This window comes from Acidobacteriota bacterium (assembly GCA_016716905.1).
GTDB lineage: Bacteria > Acidobacteriota > Vicinamibacteria > Vicinamibacterales > SCN-69-37 > SYFT01.
On record JADJUS010000004.1, the window covers coordinates 242,673 to 259,064 of the forward strand.

A 16,392-nucleotide genomic window follows, 5' to 3' on the forward strand; every position below is an offset into this window, starting at 1 on the left:
ACCTGCGACAACGCGTGAGGAGAGTGCATGGATCGCGACCCGGCAGGCGCTCAGCAACAGGTGCTCTACGCAACCGCGAGGGCCCTGGCTGAATCCGAGACCCTGGAGCAGGCGGCGCCCCGCATGCTCGGGGCGATCTGCGAGGCCCTGGGCTGGCAGTACGGCGCCATCTGGGAAGTGGACCGCTCCAGGAACGTCCTGAGAAGCGTGGCCGTCTGGCACCCTCCGACGCCGACGCTCCAGTCGTTCGCTGAAGCCACCATGCAGTCGCGGTTCGCACCAGGCATCGGCCTGCCGGGCCGCGTCTGGTCTGGCGCCGAGCCCGTCTGGATTCCGGACGTGACCCGAGACCCCAACTTCCCGCGCGCGCCATTCGCCGAACGGGCCGGGCTGCATGCCGCCTTTGCGTTACCGATCCTGCAAGGGACGAACGTGCTGGGCGTGATGGAGTTCTTCGGCCGCGACATCGTCCAGCCTTCGTCAAGCCTGTTGGCGATGATGACCACCGTCTGCAGTCAGATTGCGCTCTACGTGCAGCGAAAATGGGCAGGGGACGAACTCGATCGATTCTTCCGGTTGTCACTGGATCTGTTTTGCGTCGCCACCTTCGATGGGTTCTTCGTGAGGGTCAACCCCGCATGGCAGACCGTGCTCGGTTATTCGGAAAGTGAACTGCGCGCGTCTCCATTCATGGACTTCGTGCATCCCGACGACTGGGCGTCCACCACCGCGGTGATGTCGGGCCTGCTGACCGGCACGCAATTGATCGGCTTCGAAAACCGGTACCGCGCCAAGGACGGTTCGTACAAATGGCTGCAGTGGACGGCCGCACCATTCCAGACGCAGGGACTGATCTATGCGGTGGCGCGTGATGTGACCGACCGGAAGACCGCCGAAGATCGGATGGCGCAGCTGGTGGAGGATCTGAAGGTGGCGCGGGTCAGGGCGGAACAGGCCACCGTCGCCAAGAGCGAGTTCCTGGCCAACATGAGCCATGAGATCCGCACGCCGATGAACGCCATCATCGGCATGACCGACCTGACCCTGCAATCAAAACTGACTCCCGAGCAGCGCGGGTTCCTGCGCACCACGCGGGAGTCTGCAGAGGCGTTGCTCACCATCATCAACGACATTCTCGATGTGTCGAAGATTGAAGCGCGCCGGCTGACCCTGGAACAGACGCCGTTCCGCCTCCGCGATGCGGTTGAAGACGGCGTCCGGCTTCTGGCGTCTCGAGCCAGCGAAAACGGATTGGAACTGGCATGTCGCATCGCGCCGGAAGTGCCGGATGCAGTGATTGGTGACGCCGGGCGTCTTCGCCAGGTCATCCTCAACCTGGTGGGCAACGCGATCAAGTTCACCGATCACGGTGAGGTGGTGGTGGAGGTCGTCTTAGAGCATCAGACGGAAGACCGCGTGCGGTTGCGGTTTACCGTGCGGGACACGGGCATCGGCATCGCGCACGACAAACAGTGGGAGATCTTCGGCGCCTTCGTGCAGGGCGACGCGTCCACCACGCGCCGGTACGGTGGAACAGGGCTGGGGCTGACGATTTCTGCGCAGCTCGTGGAACTGATGGAAGGCCGGCTGTGGCTCGACAGCGAGCCGGGCAAAGGCAGCCAGTTTCATTTCGTCGCGCAGTTCGGCATTCATCACGGCGCAGCCGAGGACGTGGCATTGCCGGCGGGAACCCTTCGCGACATCCGCACGCTTATCGTTGACGACAACGCCACCAACCGGCTCATCCTCACCGAGATTCTCGGGGGGTGGCAGATGCCGGTGTCTGCGGCCGAGGGCGCGGCGAGCGCGCTGGACGCGCTGCGCACCGCTGCTGATAACGGGAGGCCCTTTCACCTTGTGATCACCGACGGCCTGATGCCCGGTGTGGACGGCTTCAAACTCGCGCAGCAGATTGGCCGCGATGCGCGGCTCAGCGGCATGAAGGTGATTCTGCTGACATCAGCTGGCGCGCAGGCATCCCGCCGGTCGGGAGGCGCGGCGTTTGTCGCGAGGCTCTCGAAACCTGTCAAACATTCCGACCTGCTCGACGCCATCGTCACCGCGTTTTCCGGGCCGGTGCCGAAGCGGCGCCGGCGATCGGACCAGGCATCAGCCGAAAAGACATCCCGTCCGCTGCGGGTGCTGGTGGCCGAAGACAATGTCACCAATCAGAAACTCATCACGGCGCTGCTCAGGCAACGGGGCCACCGTGTGTCGATGGTGGCCGACGGGGCACTCGCCGTGGCGCGCGCCGGGAAGCAGCGGTTCGACATCATCCTCATGGACGTGCAGATGCCCGGGATGAGCGGGCTGGAGGCGACGGCGGCGATTCGCGAGCACGAACGGACCACCGGCCGGCGCACGCCCATTGTGGCGCTCACGGCCAGTGCCATGGCCGGCGACCGTGAGGCCTGCCTGGCCGCCGGCATGGACGCGTACGTCGCAAAGCCTCTGCGGCCCGACGATCTGTTCTCCACCATTGACGCGTTGTGCGCACCCACAGACGGGGCCAAACCCCCACCCCCGACGCCCGCACCTGAGGCGCAGATGGTTCCCATGGTCAACCTCAAGACGCTTCTGGCCGGCTTCGGGGGCAACCGGCGTCTTGTGCAGGAAGTGGTGGACGTATTTCTGGAGGACGCGCCGGCGATGCTCACGCGTCTCCGCGACGCCGCTCGCGCCAACGATGGTGCCGCCATCGCGGCCGCCGCCCACGCCATCAAGGGCTCGGCCGGACTTTTCTCACAGGGCGCCGCCTACGAAAGCGCCCGTCGCGTAGAGCAACTCGCGCGCTCGGGTGAGCTGGCGAAGGCGGAAGCCGCCTGCGCGGACATCGAAGCCGACGTATCGCAGCTCATGGCCGAACTGCGCCACCTCGATCTACACGAGGCATGAAGGACTGAAGGGCCTGGTCCTCGTAGGGCGGCCTGGGTCTCAAGGCCGCCTGGGGCGCTCTTCTCAGCGTGCGCTGATCACTTTAATCACCCTATCGTCGAGGATCTCCAGCACCTGCAACTCGCCGCCGTAGTAGCGCGAGATGCCGACGTCGATCGGCCAGACCTGCTCCTGGCATCGCGGCACGATCGTCGGGCGCACCGTGTGCGCCACCACCATGCGTCTGGCGCCGAGGATCGACAGCGATTCCTTCAGCATCGCGCAGGCCTCGTCTTCGGGGAAGGCCACGAAGTGACGACTCCACATCACCCCATCATCCGCACTCCCATCGTCGAGTCCCTGGGTGGCGAGGGGTTCGTCGGTGCGGCCCGACAGCCACGCGCGGACGTCGTCGTTGATCGCCGCGATGCCGTAGCGGGCCCACTGAGGAGTGACGCCGCCGTGCGCGAAGATGGTGTCTCCGATGCGCAGCACCGCCGGAAACGCGGAGATCTGAATGGCGTACGGGCCGCCCGGCATGAAGGCCGCGCTTCGTGCACGTTCGTTGGCCGGGATGCGCGCCAGTCGCGGGTGGCGCAGGTTGAGGCCAGGAACAGCGTCGAAGGCCGCGAACGCGTCCGGGTTCACCCAGCGGTGGTCCGGCCGCACGGCGAAGACTTCGTGATTGCCGAGCAGGACGTGCACGACGCCGCCCGCGGCCTTGGCCTTGGCGCGCACGTCGAGGACAAAGTTCAGCACGGCGAGGTCGTCACTGCCGCGCCCGATCACATCGCCCATCTGGACGACGGTGAGGTCACCGCCGATCCAGGTGCCCGCCGCATCGGTGGCGCCGGCGAGTTGGAAGGCCTTCCGCGCAGCATCGATGTCGGCATGCAGGTCGCCGATGGCCACGAGCCTGCGCACCCGCGGTGCCTGCGCACTGGTATCCGCAGGCCAAAGCGCGCCCAGCGCGACGCTGAGCGAACACGCGATGACCAGCCATCCAGGGCGTCGCCGAACGTGGAACATGCGGTGGAGGGTGATGAAGGCGATTATAGGATCAGTCCGCCTTCGCTAACCGTGCGCTACGCGCACAGCTACGGCGGGACAACCTTCGCGGAGCGCTCGTTTGGCTCGCCAGCCGTAGCTGCGAGCGTAGCGAGCGTTTGGCGAAGGCTGGCGGAGAGAGGGATTCGAACCCTCGGTAGAGTTTCCCCTACACACGCTTTCCAAGCGTGCTCCTTCAACCACTCGGACATCTCTCCGTTCGAAGTGGACCAGTCAGTTTACCGTACGCCAGCACCGAGCACCCAGCACTCCAGCACGCAGCACAGTCGTCTCTGCTAAACTCAGAAGACCCGCACGCGCCGGACCGCGGTCCGGAACCTGTGCAAGTTCAGCCGACGAACCGCGTCAGGGCCGGAAGGCAGCAGCGCTCAGTCGATCCTGTGCTGTGCCGCAGGCCCTCCGGGCCGCGGTCGGGCGCATGCGGCAGTACTTTCCCAATGTCCCACATCGCACTCGCTCGAAAATGGCGCCCTCAGCGGTTTGAGGACGTGATCGGCCAGCGCGGGGTCGTCGAGACCCTGCGCAACGCCATCGCCTCGGGCCGCCTGGCGCAGTCGTTCGTGTTTGCCGGGCCTCGTGGCGTGGGCAAAACGACCACGGCCCGCATCCTGGCCCGCGCCCTCAACTGCGTGACCGGTCCCACGGCCGACCCGTGCGGCGAGTGTGATGCCTGCCGCGAAATTGCCGAAGGCCGCGACGTGGACGTCATGGAAATCGACGGCGCCACCTACACCGGCATCGACGCCGTCCGCGAGGTCATCGTCGAACCGCTGTCCATCGCGCCGATGCGCAACCGCTACAAAATTTTCATCATCGACGAAGTGCACCGCCTGTCGAAGAGTGCGTTCGACGCGTTGCTGAAATCGATCGAAGAGCCCCCGCCCTACGTGAAGTTCATGATGGCGACTACCGAGCTGGATGCGGTGCCCGACACCATCTTGTCTCGGTCGCAGGTATTCGAACTGAAGGCGCTGCCGTTCGCGTCCATTCGCGACCAACTGCGCGGCGTGACCACCAACGAAGGCGTCACGATTGACGATGCGGCGTTGGCGCTGGTGGCGCGATCGGCGGAGGGGAGCATGCGCGATGCCCTGAGCGCGCTCGATCAGGTGCTGGCGTTCACCAGCCAGAACGTCACGGCCGCCGACGTGAGCACCGTGTTGGGCCTGGTCGGCCGCGACGTGCAGTTCGACGTGGCGGAAACCGTGGCGCGTGAAGATGCCGGCGCCGTGTTTGCGCTGGCCGGCGGCATCCTCGAGTCGGGTTTCGACCTGCGCACCGTCTGCCGCGAACTCGCGCGCCTCGTGCGCGACCTGATGGTGACGAAGATCGATCCCACGCGCCTGGCCGACCCGGAGATTGCATCGGAAGGTGAACGCGACCGCATGCAGGCCCTGGCCGAGCGGTATTCACACGCCGATCTCATGCGTGCGTTCGACCTGCTCGCCATGGCCGAGCGCGACATCCGCACGTCATCCCAGCCGCGCCACACGTTTGAGATGGCGCTGCTCAAGTGGATCCACTTGCGCAAGATGACGCCGATTGAAGAGCTGCTTGCCGGGGGCGTCGCCCCAACCCGGTCAGTTCCGTCAGTTCGGCCAGTTCGGCCAGTTCCGTCAGTTCCGTCAGTTCCGTCAGTTCAGCCAGTTCAGCCAGTTCAGCCAGTTCCGTCAGTTCCGTCAGTTCCGTCAGTTCCTCAGTCGATTAAGTCGAATCTCCTCGCGTCGATCCGCGAAGCGAACAAGTCGTTCTTCGGCATGGTCATCGCGCAGGTGCAGACGGTGGAGGTGGAGGGCGACCGCATCACGTTCAGTTTTGCGCCGGCGCACAAGAATCTGCGCGGGCAACTTGAGGCCAAGCGTGCATGGATTGAGAACCTCGCGCATAACCTGACAGGGCGGAAGATGACTGTGGCGGTCAAGGAAGCGGAAGGGTCGGCAGTCGTGCCCACGGCGAAGGCGCCGACGGCCGCGGCCGTGGATCCCGCTAAACAGGCCGACCTGCGCGCGCGCGCGAAGGCTGAACCCGCCGTGCAGAACGTGCTCGACGTGTTCGGCGGCGAGATCGAAGACGTAGAGGAGACCCAGTGAACATTCAAGACATGATGAAACAGGCGCAGCAGATGCAGGAGCGCCTGCAGAAGCAGATGGCCGAGATGCGCGTGGAAGCCACTGCGGGTGGCGGCATGGTCACGGTCACCGTCAGCGGCACCAAGCAGCTCTTGTCACTGCGGCTCGACCCCGAAGTGGTCTCGAAAGACGATGTGGAGATGCTGCAGGATTTGATTGTGGCGGCCACGAACGATGCGCATCGGAAAGTGGACGAGGCGCTGGCCAATCAGATGCAGGGTCAGCTCCAGAACCTGACGGGCGGCATGCGACTGCCTGGTCTCAATTGATGCACCACGATCCGCTGGGCGAACTCGTGACCGCGCTGCAGCGCCTGCCGGGTATCGGGGCGAAAAGCGCCCAGCGTCTGGCCTACCATCTGCTCAAAACCACGCGGGAAGACGTGGACGCGCTGTGCGCTGCCATGCTTTCGGTCAAGAATCGCGTCACCTACTGTTCCATCTGCAGCAACATCACGGATGTGGACCCGTGTCACTACTGCACAGACCCTGCGCGCGAGGGCCGCACGATGTGTGTGGTGGAGCAGCCAGAGAATGTGTGGGCGGTGGAGCGCACGCGCGGATTCCGCGGCAAAATGCCACGTGCTGATGGGCACCATCGCGCCGCTGCAGGGCATCGGGCCTGACGACCTGAAGATCAAGGGCCTGCTCAGCCGGGTGGCCGACGGCAGCGTGGAGGAAGTCATCCTCGCCACCAACCCCACGGTTGAAGGCGAAGCGACGGCGCTGTACCTGGCGAAACTCCTCAAGCCCCTGGGCGTGCGCGTCAGCCGCATCGCGATGGGCGTGCCCGTGGGCTCAGACCTGGACTACACCGACGAGTTCACCATGTCCAAGGCCATGGAAGGCCGCAGGGATATGTAGAGCGCCCTGAAAACGACCTCTGAGGGTAGTTTTTTGTGGGGCTGAGAAAAAACTACCTCAGAGGTCGTTTTCTTATCCTCGTAGGGCGGCCTGGGTCTCAAGGCCGCCGATCTACCCCGCCAACATCTTATTGACCGTCTCCACCACCATCGTCGTCCGCATCGGTTTCTGCATGAACGCGGACGGGGGCGGCGGCGCCAGGTCGGGGCTGGGCAGGTAGCCAGACATCAGGATGACGGGAAGCGTGGGCTGGCGCTCGCGGAACTTCTCCGTCAACTCGCGGCCGTTGACGTTGGGCAGCACGTAGTCCACGATCAGCAGGTCGATCGCGTCTTCCACGGCCAGCGCCGCCACCGCATCCCCACAGATGATCACCCGGTGTCCCTGGCGTTCCAGGATACGGGCGATCAACTGCCGAATCGAGGGCTCGTCGTCTACCACCAGGATTGTGGCCATGGCTAGAGGATACGCCTGATCGCCCGGCGTCCGAGTAACCCCAGTCCAACCCCCGCCCACACCAGCATGCGGGCTTTTCTGACCAGGGCCAGGGTCAGTCCAGCGGCCGAACCCAGGCCCAGCATCTCGGTAAAGCCCGACGTTGTGACCTCGTCCACGCCCACACGCAGGGGCACGGCGCGGAACGCAACGTTGATGAATCGATTCACGGTATCGAGCAGGAACGCGTTGAGCAGCGTGGCAGAGCCCGTCCGCGCGGCCGAAGGGTCAGCCACGCTTCGGCGATGCTCGCCAGATGGAACGCGGCCTCACACGCGATGACCACGCCGAGGCGCCAGGGGCTGGCAGAGAGCGCGCTGTACGTGCGCGTTTCGACGCGCTCCAACTGGTCAAGCCAGCCGGCCACGCGCGGTCCTGGGGGACGCGACAGGAACCTGCGCGCCAGCGCCGTGGACCAGGACCTCGCCACGGCAGCCAACGCCGGCCGCGAGCGCGCGAGCCACACGGCGGCCGCGAGTACGCCGCCCATCACGGCCAGCGACACCCAGAGGGCCACCCGCAGCGAGTCGGGCACCACAAACGTGGCGAGCAGGGTGATCGTTCCGCCGAGAATGACCGAGGCCACCGACACGCTGTAGAAAAAATTCTCTGCGGTTAATGCCGCGAACGCCTCTGCGGCCGGCGCATGCCGCGTCACGTAGAACGCCTTGGCGGGCTCGGAGACCAGCAGCGACAGGAATGAGAGATTGCCGAGTGCGTCGCCGCTGATCGTGGCGGCCGTGGCACTTGAAAGTGGTACCGGTCGGCCGATCAGCGTGATCCACGCCATCGAGCGTGCCGCGAAGCGAAACAGCGACAATCCGAGGATGGCCAGGAACCCCCGCCAGCCCACCGCCTTAAACCCGTCACCGATGTGGTCCAGTCCCACCAGCCGGACCTGCCACACCAGGAGGGCCAGCCCGACAATTGCGAGGAGTGTTCCCGTCAGGGATGGGCGACGAGACGACACGGTCTGAATCATCCCATACGTGTCTATAATCGGTAGATGATTCCCGCCGCCTACGCCATGCCTGTGGCGGCGATCCTCGCCATCAGCGGCGCGGTGGCGTGTTTTGCGGGCTATCGGTTGTTTCCGCATCGTGCTGGGTGTATGCGGATTCATCCTCGGCGCGATGATCACGTCGTCTGTGATGGGCACGGCGAATGTGTGGGCGCTGGTGCTGGCCGCGGGGGTGGGCGGGCTCCTCGGCGCGGGTCTGATGATTGCGGCGTACTTCGTCGGCGTGGGCCTTGTGGGCGCCGGGCTCGCGTCGCTGGTGCTGCACCTGGTGTGGCGGGCGATTGGTGGGGAGCCGCCGACGGCGCTGCTGGTGGTGATGGCGGTGCTGGGCGCGTTGGGGGCGTTGTCGATCGCGCGTCAGGTGGTGGTGTTCGGCACGGCACTGGCCGGGTCGTGGACGCTCATCGTGGGCGCGCTGGCGTTGGCGGGCGACAGGTTCAACGGGATTTCGGTGACGCCCGAGAATATCTGGGTGGTGTACGGGACCGGCCCGTTGCCGGGGAACTGGTGGGTTACTGGTGCGTGGGTGGTGCTGGCGATGGCCGGTGCGGTGGTGCAGATGACCACGACCACGCGGGGCGGCAAGTCAAAGAAGTCCGGCGGAGGTCGCCGGCAACAATAGGGGAGAGCGCATGGAGTTTTCACGTCACTGCACCATCAATTGGACCGGGTCCGTCATGGAAGGGTCGGGCGCCGTTGCGGCCGGGTCGGGCGCGTTCAGCCTGCCGGTCACGTTTCCGCGCCGCATTGGCGAGCCCGAGGGCATGACGAGTCCCGAGGAGTTGATGGCTGCCGCGCACGCGGCGTGTTTCGCGATGGCGCTTAACGGCGCCGTGGGCCGCAAGGGTGGGGCGATTGCCAAGACGCAGATCACCTGCGAGGTGACGGCGGACAAGGGTGATGCCGGGATCAAGATCACGACGTCGGCGCTCTCGCTCGTGGCCGAGGGCGTGACCGGCCTGGACGCCGCGGCGCTCACCGCCGTGGCGCACGAAGCCGAGTCCAAGTGCCCGGTGTCGAACGCGTACCGCGGCTCGATGACGGTGACGCTGGACGTCGTCGTCAAGTAGCCGCCGACGTCGGCGTCGGGGTCCTGGGGCTTGCCTCGCCGTAGCGCGAAGCGCGAAGGCGGGTAGCGCGGCCTGAACTTCAAGGCCGCGGCTCTTGCCCTCGTAGCTCGGCCTGTTCCTCAAGGCCGAGGCTCTTGTACTTGCTCCGCTTGCACGCCACGTTCTAAGATTGGGGTTCTCGTTCCTCGGTAGCTCAACGGCAGAGCATCCGGCTGTTAACCGGAGGGTTGCTGGTTCGAATCCAGCCCGAGGAGCCAAATTTCACTCCGCTCAACTTGGCACCTCGGGCCGGATTCTTGGCCACCGCCGCGCTCTCGCGCGGCTCGGCACGAATCCAGAGTGGCGGCCAAGGCACCGATCATCGAAATTTGGCGACGGTTTCGGCGCGCCGTAGCCTTGGCGAAGGCGGGCCCGAGGAGCCGCGCTCGGCACGAATCCGCGTCACCACCCCATTCCGGGCACATGGGTAACACTTCATTCCGGGCACATAGGTGACACTTACTACGCAGGAACGTAGGTCAACCTGATCACATCGTCGCCAATCCGATCACTAGTCACAAGGCGAAGCGGCGGTCTGGTCCCGGCGAAATAGGGCCTGCCGTGACCAAGCACGACAGGGTGCAGATAGATTCGATACTCATCGATCAGGCCAAGTTCGGTCAGGCTGCGCGCCAGGTCCGGCCCAGCAACTTCGATTTCCCCCTCGCGCTCGGCCTTCAGTTTGCGGATCGCGCCCTCAAGATCACCCTCAACAAGCCTGGCGTTGGGGCCGACCGACTTCAACGTGCGAGAGACCACCCATTTCGGCTGCTTCCGCCACGCCGCCGCGAAAGCGCGTTCGTCGGCACCCCAGTCAGGTTGGTCGTCGTCCCAGTAACGCATGACCTCATACATCTGGCGACCGTACACACTGCCCGCCTGGCACTGAGCCTCCTCGACGAAGTGGCGGAAAAGCGTGGGGCCTGGCGCAAACGCTGTATGGTCAACGTAGCCGTCCAGTGACTGGTTCATTCCGAATACAAGCCTGGCCATACAACTTCTCCTTCAATTGGCGCGGCCAAAGCCACGCCCTCCGTTTGCTCCATTACCGACATACTACGCGCATGTCGGAACGGCGTTAGAATCGCCGCCATGACACGCGCATCTGGCCCTGTCCTCCTCTTCGCTGCGATTGCGTTCGTCCCCGCTGTCGGCCCCGCCCTGATTGCGGACCAGAACGCCGCGACATCGGTGCAGTACACGTCGCCCGCGGGCGTCGAGTACCGCTCGCTGCCGGATAACGAGGCGGTCACGAACACCCGCGCGGCACTGGCGGCCGATCCGCGCAACGTCGCCCGAATGATCGACCTTGGTGTGGCGCAGTCGGGTGCCCGTCAGTTCCGCGAAGCGATCGCCACGTTCACGCGAGGGCTCGAGATCGAGCCCAACAACGCGCTGCTGTTGCGGTGGCGCGGGCATCGGTATCTCTCCATCCGCGAATTTGACCGCGCGCATGCCGACCTCACCCGCGGCGGCGGCATCGACCCCTCGATCTACGGCATCTGGTATCACCTGGGCATCGTGCAATTCGCGCGTGGCGATTTTGCGGCGGCGGCTGCTTCGTTCGAACGCGCGCAACCCATCGCGCCAGATCCGGGTGAACTGGCCGGCTCCACCGACTGGTTGTGGATGTCGCTCAGTCGTGCCGGCCGCGCCGCGGAAGCGAAGGCGATGCTCGACCGCAGGCCAGAGTCCCGCCTTCCACCCATCGACAACGCCTACACCCGTCGTCTGAAGCTGTATCGCGGCGAGATCGGGCCGGCCGACGTGATTGCGCCTGCGGATACCGATGAGGTGCAGATCGCCACGCTCGCCTTTGGCCTCGGCAACTGGCACCTCGTCAAGGGCAGCGCGGCTCAGGCTCGGGCGGCGTTCGAACGGTCAGTGCGAGCAAGCGGCGGATGGCCCGGCTTCGGGTTCATCCTGTCGGAAGTGGAACTCCAGCGGGTTTCAGGTACGTAGCTCGGGCTGTTCCTTAAGCCCGAGAGAGTCCTCGGCCTTGAGGAACAGGCCGAGCTACGTTAGGGAACAGGCCGAGCTACGTTTCCGGCCGTCGCGGCTATGATTCATTACATGCGACATCGCACCAAGGTCCTGCTCACAGTCGCGGCGCTCGGCGCGGTCCCGCTCGTCGGCCCGATACTCGCGCAGGCACCCGCACCGCCCGCGGTGCAATCAACCGCGCGGCCGACCGCGCAGGCAGCAGTGACGCCTGGAAACTGGCCGCGTTTTCGGGGCCCGAACTCGAATCCGGTCTCGGAGAATCCGAATCTCCCGGTCAGCTGGTCGAAGACCGAAAACGTCGAGTGGGTCACCGACGTGCCTGGGGTCGGCTGGTCCTCCCCGGTGGTGTGGGGGAATCGCGTCTTCGTCACCGCCGCCACAAGCGACAAACCAATGAAGCCACCCTCCCAAGGGGTGGACTTCAGCAACGAATACCTCGCCGAGCTGCGGAAGCAGGGGCTTACGGCTGCGGAGGCCAACAAGAAGCTGTATGAGCGCGATCGCGAGATGCCCGACGAGATCGTCATCGGCCTCACGCTGTTCTGCTACGACCTCGAGACCGGAAAGAAGCTGTGGGAACGCGAGATGTACAAAGGCCGGCCCGCCGGTGGACGCCACAGCAAGAACAGCTTCGCGTCTGAGACGCCCACGACCGACGGCGAGCGAGTCTATGTCTACCTCACCGACTACGGGCTCTTCGCATACGACTTCGAAGGGAAGCAGACGTGGACGACGCCGCTGAAGTCTCACGCGACCACTCGTGACTGGGGCACCGGCGCCTCCGCCGCGCTGCACAAGGATCGCCTGTTCGTCCTGAACGACAACGAAGAGCAGAGCTTCGTCGCGGCCTTCGATACCCGGACCGGGAAAGAGATCTGGCGCACGCCACGCACCGTGCAACCGGCGCGGAAGACAGGATGGTCCACGCCATTCGTGTGGGAGAACCGTGCGCGGACCGAACTGGTCACGCTCGGGCCAGGCGTCGCCATCAGCTACGGCTTGGACGGCGCCGAGCTCTGGCGCATGAATCGCATGGGCGGCTACGCCATTCAGAGCCCATTTGCCTGGAACGACTTCCTCTTTGTCACTTCAGGCGCAGGCGGTGAGGATAACAGGCCGATTGTCGCGATTCGCGCCGGTGGTGCCGGCGACATCACACCGCCAGCGGCAGAGACCAGCAATGATCACGTCATGTGGTACGACCGGGCTGCCGGCGGCACGTACTTGCCCACCCCGGTCATCTACAAGGATGCGTTGTATGTCCTCAACGACAAGGGCATCTTCTCGCGCCGCAACCCTGAAACCGGTGAGCGCATCTATCAGTCGCGCGTTGCGCCGGGGGCGGCGGCGTTCACGGCCTCGCCGTGGGCCTACAACGGTCACGTCTTCGTGATGAGCGAAGAAGGCGACACGTTCGTCATCGATGCGGGCCCCGAGAATAAAGAGTACCGGCTCGTGCGCACAAATTCTCTCGACGATTTCTCCATGGCGACGCCGGCGATCGTCGGCGACAGGCTTCTGATCAGGACGCAGCACCACCTGTATTCGATCCGCAATCGCAAATAGACCGTGTTGCCGGGTCTAAAGACCCGGCCTCCGAGGACCGGTCGAAGACAAATGCCTCGACTAGCCGCTCAAGCGCCTCGGTGATCGTCGCCTCACCTGCGGCAAAGCACAGCCTGATGGACCCTTCACCGGACGGCCCGAACGCGGCGCCTGGCGCGATCGCGACACCGGTTGCGCGTAACAGCTCGGCGGCGAACGTAGTCGAGTCCGTGACACCTGCGATGCGCGGGAACGCGTAGAAGGCGCCCATGGGCTCGGGTAATACGACGCCCGGCAAGGTTCCCAGGGCGGCCGTCACCTGCGCGCGCCGCGCCGCGTAATGCGTGCAGGTCGCGCACGTAGTCCTCACCACCGCGCAGTGCGACGATGCCCGCCTGTTGGACGATGGAGGCCGGATTGGATGTGATGAACTCGGCAGCTTTGTAGAGCGTCCGGATGATCGATTCGCTGGCTTGCGCCCAACCAAGGCGCCAGCCGGTCATGTTGTAGGTCTTCGAGAAGCTGTTGACGACGATGAGTCGGTCCTTGTCGTCGATCCATCGCGCCATGGATGGCGCGATGTCTGTGTCAAACGTCAGTCGTTCGTAGACTTCGTCCGAGAGCACGGTGACGCCGTGTCGCGCGGCGATGGCCGCCAGCCCACGCTGCTCGTCGGCGGTCATCATCCAGCCCGTGGGGTTCGACGGGCTGTTGACGACGAGCACTCGAGTGTGTGCGTCGATGGCGCGTTCAAGGCGATCGAGATCGAGTGAGAACCGCGCGCCGTTGGCCGCCAGCGGGACCTGTCTCGACTCGCCGCCGGACATCGCGACGCTGTTCACGTAAATCGAGTAGGCAGGCGAGACGATGACCGCGTTGTCGCCCCGGCCGACGAGCGCGCGAAGGGCGACGTGAATCGCCATTGTTCCGCCGACCGTGGCCATGACTTCCGACGGGCGATACGACACGCCCTGCAACTCGCGAATCTTGCCGGCGATCGCCTCCCGCAGCTCCGGTGCGCCTGCCGTGTGTGTGTAGAACGTGTGTCCGGCGCGCGCCGCTTCGTCGGCCGCGCGACAGATGAAGTCCGCGGTCGGCATGTCGGACTCGCCGTAACACAGCTTGATCGACCCGGGCATGGCCTCGGCGGCCGTGGCGATCTGCACCAGTGGGGATTCGACGACCGCGGAGATTTCAGGGCGCATGGCTGCGGGCCGGAGTGCCCCGAAGGAGGCGACCCTATGTCGCGTTCGGCACAAGCACTGCCCGACCGGTAATCTGACCCGCCTTCAGTTTGCCGTAGACCTCAACGGCCTGCTCCAGGGGGAAGTCCGTGGTGTCTGCGTGGATGCGTCCGGCGCGCGCCATCGCAATGACTTCCATCAACTCCACACGAGATCCCCAGTAGGGGAGGCTCATCAATGTGCCGTACGGTGTGCTGCCGTGATGGAAGTCATGATGGCCGCCACCCAGGCCCAGAATGGTCCACACGCTGTTGCGGCCCAGGAGCTTCGCGCCAAGGTCAATCGTCGGCTGCACACCGACACAGTCGAGTACCAGCGCAGCCCCGCGCGGGCCCGTGATCTTCCGGATCTGCTCGGCTGCTTCATCGGTGTTGCGGTTATTCACGATGTCGTCGGCGCCGAGTGACTTCGCCTGCTGCAGCTTCGCATCGTCCACGTCGGCGGCAATGATGTGGACGGGCGCGAGCACGCGCAGGAGTTGAATCGCCATATGTCCCAGCCCGCCCACGCCGAGGACGACAACGACGCTCTCGCCGTTCAGATGCGGCAGCGCCCGCTTGATGGCGTGATACGGCGTCAGCGCGGCGTCACTGAGGGCGCCGCCTTGGCCGGGCTCAAATCTCCGAGAGGAACCAATAGCCGGGCGGACGGCACCAACATGTAATCGGCCATTCCGCCATCCAGACCCAGGCCACCACCGAACGCACCGACCTCAGCCCAGTTCTCGCAGTAGTTTTCCATCGAGAGCTGGCAGGCATGACAGCGGCCGCACCCCCACGGACCGTACACGGCCACCGCATCGCCTTCCTTGAACGCCGTGACACCTTCCCCAAGGCTCGCCACCCAACCGGCGTTTTCATGTCCCAGCGTAAACGGGGGCGTGAATCCCAGGTCCTCCTCCATGACGTGCAAGTCCGAGTGGCACACGCCGGCGCCGCCGATTTTGATCAGGACCTGGCCAGGGTCGGGTGATGGTTTGGGAACGTCCTGGATCTGAGCGGGTTGGCCGACACCAACAAATCTGACGGCCTGCATGATCGACGTGGTTCTTGGGGGCATACTCGACCGTACCTCAACATGATTCAGGTACTCGGGATGTTCAATAGGTGACAGCAGGACTCACCATTGTGCCGTGAGTGAGTCATGTCGATCGCCCTCGTCAACCACGTGCAGCCGGGTCGCGTTGATGTGGAGGACTCGGCCGTCGTCTTCGATGAACCCAAGTTTCTTGAACTTGTTCATGAAGAGGTTTACACGTGAGCGGGTCGTCCCGACCATTTCCGCGATGAGCTCCTGCGGGAGATCCGGCAGCGTGCATTGGCCTGGACACCGCTTGTCGCAGTTGGCCAGAGCGAGCAGCACGTGCGCCAGGCGCTGTTCGCTGGCATACAAGAGCTGATCGGTCAAATCGGTTTCGAGACGGATGTTGCGCGCGATGAGGTGCGCGACGAACGGGCCCAGGAGTTCCGGTTTCGTGCGGAGCAACCGGGTCATATCCGCCTTCGCGACGACGAGGACCTCCGTGGCGGTCATTGCGACGGCGCTATGCGGTCGTTCACCGCAGCCTGTGAGCGCTTCCTCACCCAGGAACGTGCCGCTGTCCAGAAGACCGCAGATCACCTCCTTGCCGCTGCGCGCTGTGACGGCCAACCACACCCGGCCTGTTTCGATGTGCATCAGGCTGTCGCAAGCGTCACCTTGCCGGAAGATGGCGGCCCGTGGTTCGTAGTTGGCGATCGTGAAGGGTGTCGCCGTTGCCTTGAGCAGAGCGCGCACTTGCCAAGGATTAGGGTCGTTGTGGACGTTCATGGGCGAACCCCTTTCAGGCGTCGAACAGCGTCAGAAACTCCGCAGACATTTCCGAGCTTTCGTCACGGGACGGTTGTGAGCAGGACGACCGGGCGTGGAGTGGAAGAGAGCGGGGGTCGCTTCGTCTGAGCGACCGACTCGAATTCAGGACGCAAGAGTTGTGCCGCCGATCGTACGTGAAGGCGGTTGGACATCTGCGGTTCCGAGACACCAGCCGCGCGATTTTTCTCA

At 64.8% G+C, this 16,392-nt stretch carries 14 protein-coding genes, 2 tRNA genes, 1 other RNA gene and 2 pseudogenes; 10 read left to right on the plus strand and 9 right to left on the minus strand.

The genetic code is table 11. The features are described from left to right. The first annotated feature begins 27 nt into the window (after positions 1–27). Positions 28–2,895 (plus strand): response regulator, encoded by a 2,868-nt coding sequence (locus IPL75_04985; protein MBK9239614.1) that lies wholly within the window; start codon positions 28–30, stop codon positions 2,893–2,895. 63 nt (positions 2,896–2,958) lie between these two features. Here IPL75_04985 and IPL75_04990 read toward each other — a convergent pair whose 3' ends face one another. Together IPL75_04990 and IPL75_04995 are read right to left on the minus strand one after the other, a co-directional pair. Beyond that, a complete protein-coding gene (locus IPL75_04990) occupies positions 2,959–3,903 on the minus strand; it encodes a metallophosphoesterase (GenBank protein ID MBK9239615.1) in 945 nt (314 codons plus the stop codon). 148 nt (positions 3,904–4,051) lie between these two features. After that, positions 4,052–4,139 (minus strand) — tRNA-Ser (locus IPL75_04995). Between the two features lie 112 nt (positions 4,140–4,251). Between IPL75_04995 and ffs the strand changes: the two genes are divergently transcribed. The 4 genes and pseudogenes from ffs (at position 4,252) to recR (ending at position 6,934) form a co-directional block, all read left to right on the plus strand. After that, an RNA gene (ffs, locus tag IPL75_05000) (signal recognition particle sRNA small type) lies at positions 4,252–4,350 on the plus strand. A 29-nt stretch (positions 4,351–4,379) separates the two neighbouring features. Next, positions 4,380–6,032 (plus strand): DNA polymerase III subunit gamma/tau, encoded by a 1,653-nt coding sequence (gene dnaX, locus IPL75_05005; protein ID MBK9239616.1) that lies wholly within the window; start codon positions 4,380–4,382, stop codon positions 6,030–6,032. A gap of 11 nt (positions 6,033–6,043) precedes the next feature. Continuing rightward, on the plus strand, positions 6,044–6,340 hold the full coding sequence (locus tag IPL75_05010; protein ID MBK9239617.1) for a YbaB/EbfC family nucleoid-associated protein: 297 nt from the start codon (positions 6,044–6,046) through the stop codon (positions 6,338–6,340). Beyond that, a pseudogene (recR, locus tag IPL75_05015) lies at positions 6,340–6,934 on the plus strand (recombination protein RecR). Before IPL75_05010 ends, recR begins: the two are co-directional and overlap by 1 nt. A 111-nt stretch (positions 6,935–7,045) precedes the next feature. Here the strand turns inward: recR and IPL75_05020 are convergent. From IPL75_05020 to IPL75_05030, 3 genes are read right to left on the minus strand one after another with little or no spacing between them, the layout of a single operon-like run. Next, on the minus strand, positions 7,046–7,390 hold the full coding sequence (locus IPL75_05020) for a response regulator (protein ID MBK9239618.1): 345 nt from the start codon (positions 7,388–7,390) through the stop codon (positions 7,046–7,048). A 2-nt stretch (positions 7,391–7,392) separates the two neighbouring features. Continuing rightward, positions 7,393–7,665 carry a hypothetical protein gene (locus IPL75_05025; protein MBK9239619.1) on the minus strand — a complete coding sequence of 91 codons (273 nt, stop codon included), beginning with the start codon at positions 7,663–7,665 and terminating at the stop codon, positions 7,393–7,395. Beyond that, complete coding sequence (locus IPL75_05030; protein ID MBK9239620.1) at positions 7,596–8,399, minus strand: flippase-like domain-containing protein; 804 nt, start codon at positions 8,397–8,399, stop codon at positions 7,596–7,598. Before IPL75_05030 ends, IPL75_05025 begins: the two co-directional genes overlap by 70 nt. 103 nt (positions 8,400–8,502) lie before the next feature. Between IPL75_05030 and IPL75_05035 the strand changes: the two genes are divergently transcribed. The 3 genes from IPL75_05035 to IPL75_05045 all read left to right on the plus strand — a co-directional run bounded on the left by IPL75_05035 (position 8,503) and on the right by IPL75_05045 (position 9,777). Next, a complete protein-coding gene (locus tag IPL75_05035) occupies positions 8,503–9,072 on the plus strand; it encodes a DUF4203 domain-containing protein (protein ID MBK9239621.1) in 570 nt (189 codons plus the stop codon). Positions 9,073–9,082: 10 nt separating this feature from the next. After that, positions 9,083–9,520, plus strand: coding sequence for an OsmC family peroxiredoxin (locus tag IPL75_05040; protein MBK9239622.1), 438 nt, complete (start codon positions 9,083–9,085; stop codon positions 9,518–9,520). Positions 9,521–9,702: 182 nt separating this feature from the next. Further along, a tRNA-Asn gene (locus tag IPL75_05045) sits at positions 9,703–9,777 on the plus strand. Positions 9,778–10,021: 244 nt separating this feature from the next. Here IPL75_05045 and IPL75_05050 read toward each other — a convergent pair. After that, entirely contained in the window at positions 10,022–10,552 is a 531-nt protein-coding gene (locus tag IPL75_05050) for a dihydrofolate reductase family protein (protein MBK9239623.1), read from the minus strand. A 99-nt stretch (positions 10,553–10,651) separates the two neighbouring features. On the opposite strand from IPL75_05050, the gene IPL75_05055 reads away from it, so the two are divergent. Then, the gene (locus tag IPL75_05055; protein MBK9239624.1) at positions 10,652–11,521 is read left to right on the plus strand and encodes a tetratricopeptide repeat protein; all 870 of its coding nucleotides are present in this window, start codon (positions 10,652–10,654) and stop codon (positions 11,519–11,521) included. A 111-nt stretch (positions 11,522–11,632) separates the two neighbouring features. Further along, entirely contained in the window at positions 11,633–13,129 is a 1,497-nt protein-coding gene (locus tag IPL75_05060) for a PQQ-binding-like beta-propeller repeat protein (GenBank protein ID MBK9239625.1), read from the plus strand. Between the two features lie 125 nt (positions 13,130–13,254). On the opposite strand, the gene IPL75_05065 is transcribed toward IPL75_05060, so the two are convergent. The 3 genes and pseudogenes from IPL75_05065 to IPL75_05075 all read right to left on the minus strand — a co-directional run bounded on the left by IPL75_05065 (position 13,255) and on the right by IPL75_05075 (position 16,128). Next, positions 13,255–14,274, minus strand: a complete 1,020-nt coding sequence (locus IPL75_05065; protein ID MBK9239626.1) for an aminotransferase class I/II-fold pyridoxal phosphate-dependent enzyme — start codon at positions 14,272–14,274, stop codon at positions 13,255–13,257. 73 nt (positions 14,275–14,347) lie between these two features. After that, positions 14,348–15,387: pseudogene (locus IPL75_05070) on the minus strand (NAD(P)-dependent alcohol dehydrogenase). Between the two features lie 84 nt (positions 15,388–15,471). Beyond that, positions 15,472–16,128, minus strand: coding sequence for a Crp/Fnr family transcriptional regulator (locus tag IPL75_05075; GenBank protein ID MBK9239627.1), 657 nt, complete (start codon positions 16,126–16,128; stop codon positions 15,472–15,474). Between the last annotated feature and the right edge of the window lie 264 nt (positions 16,129–16,392).

What these genes read in the sequence shown, in the direction of transcription:
- IPL75_04985 (MBK9239614.1), top strand. Translation starts at nt 28, where the DNA reads ATGGATCGCGACCCGGCAGGCGCTCAGCAACAGGTGCTCTACGCAACC.
- IPL75_04990 (MBK9239615.1), bottom strand. Translation starts at nt 3,903, where the DNA reads ATGTTCCACGTTCGGCGACGCCCTGGATGGCTGGTCATCGCGTGTTCG.
- dnaX (MBK9239616.1), top strand. Translation starts at nt 4,380, where the DNA reads ATGTCCCACATCGCACTCGCTCGAAAATGGCGCCCTCAGCGGTTTGAG.
- IPL75_05010 (MBK9239617.1), top strand. Translation starts at nt 6,044, where the DNA reads ATGATGAAACAGGCGCAGCAGATGCAGGAGCGCCTGCAGAAGCAGATG.
- IPL75_05020 (MBK9239618.1), bottom strand. Translation starts at nt 7,390, where the DNA reads ATGGCCACAATCCTGGTGGTAGACGACGAGCCCTCGATTCGGCAGTTG.
- IPL75_05040 (MBK9239622.1), top strand. Translation starts at nt 9,083, where the DNA reads ATGGAGTTTTCACGTCACTGCACCATCAATTGGACCGGGTCCGTCATG.
- IPL75_05050 (MBK9239623.1), bottom strand. Translation starts at nt 10,552, where the DNA reads ATGGCCAGGCTTGTATTCGGAATGAACCAGTCACTGGACGGCTACGTT.
- IPL75_05055 (MBK9239624.1), top strand. Translation starts at nt 10,652, where the DNA reads ATGACACGCGCATCTGGCCCTGTCCTCCTCTTCGCTGCGATTGCGTTC.
- IPL75_05060 (MBK9239625.1), top strand. Translation starts at nt 11,633, where the DNA reads ATGCGACATCGCACCAAGGTCCTGCTCACAGTCGCGGCGCTCGGCGCG.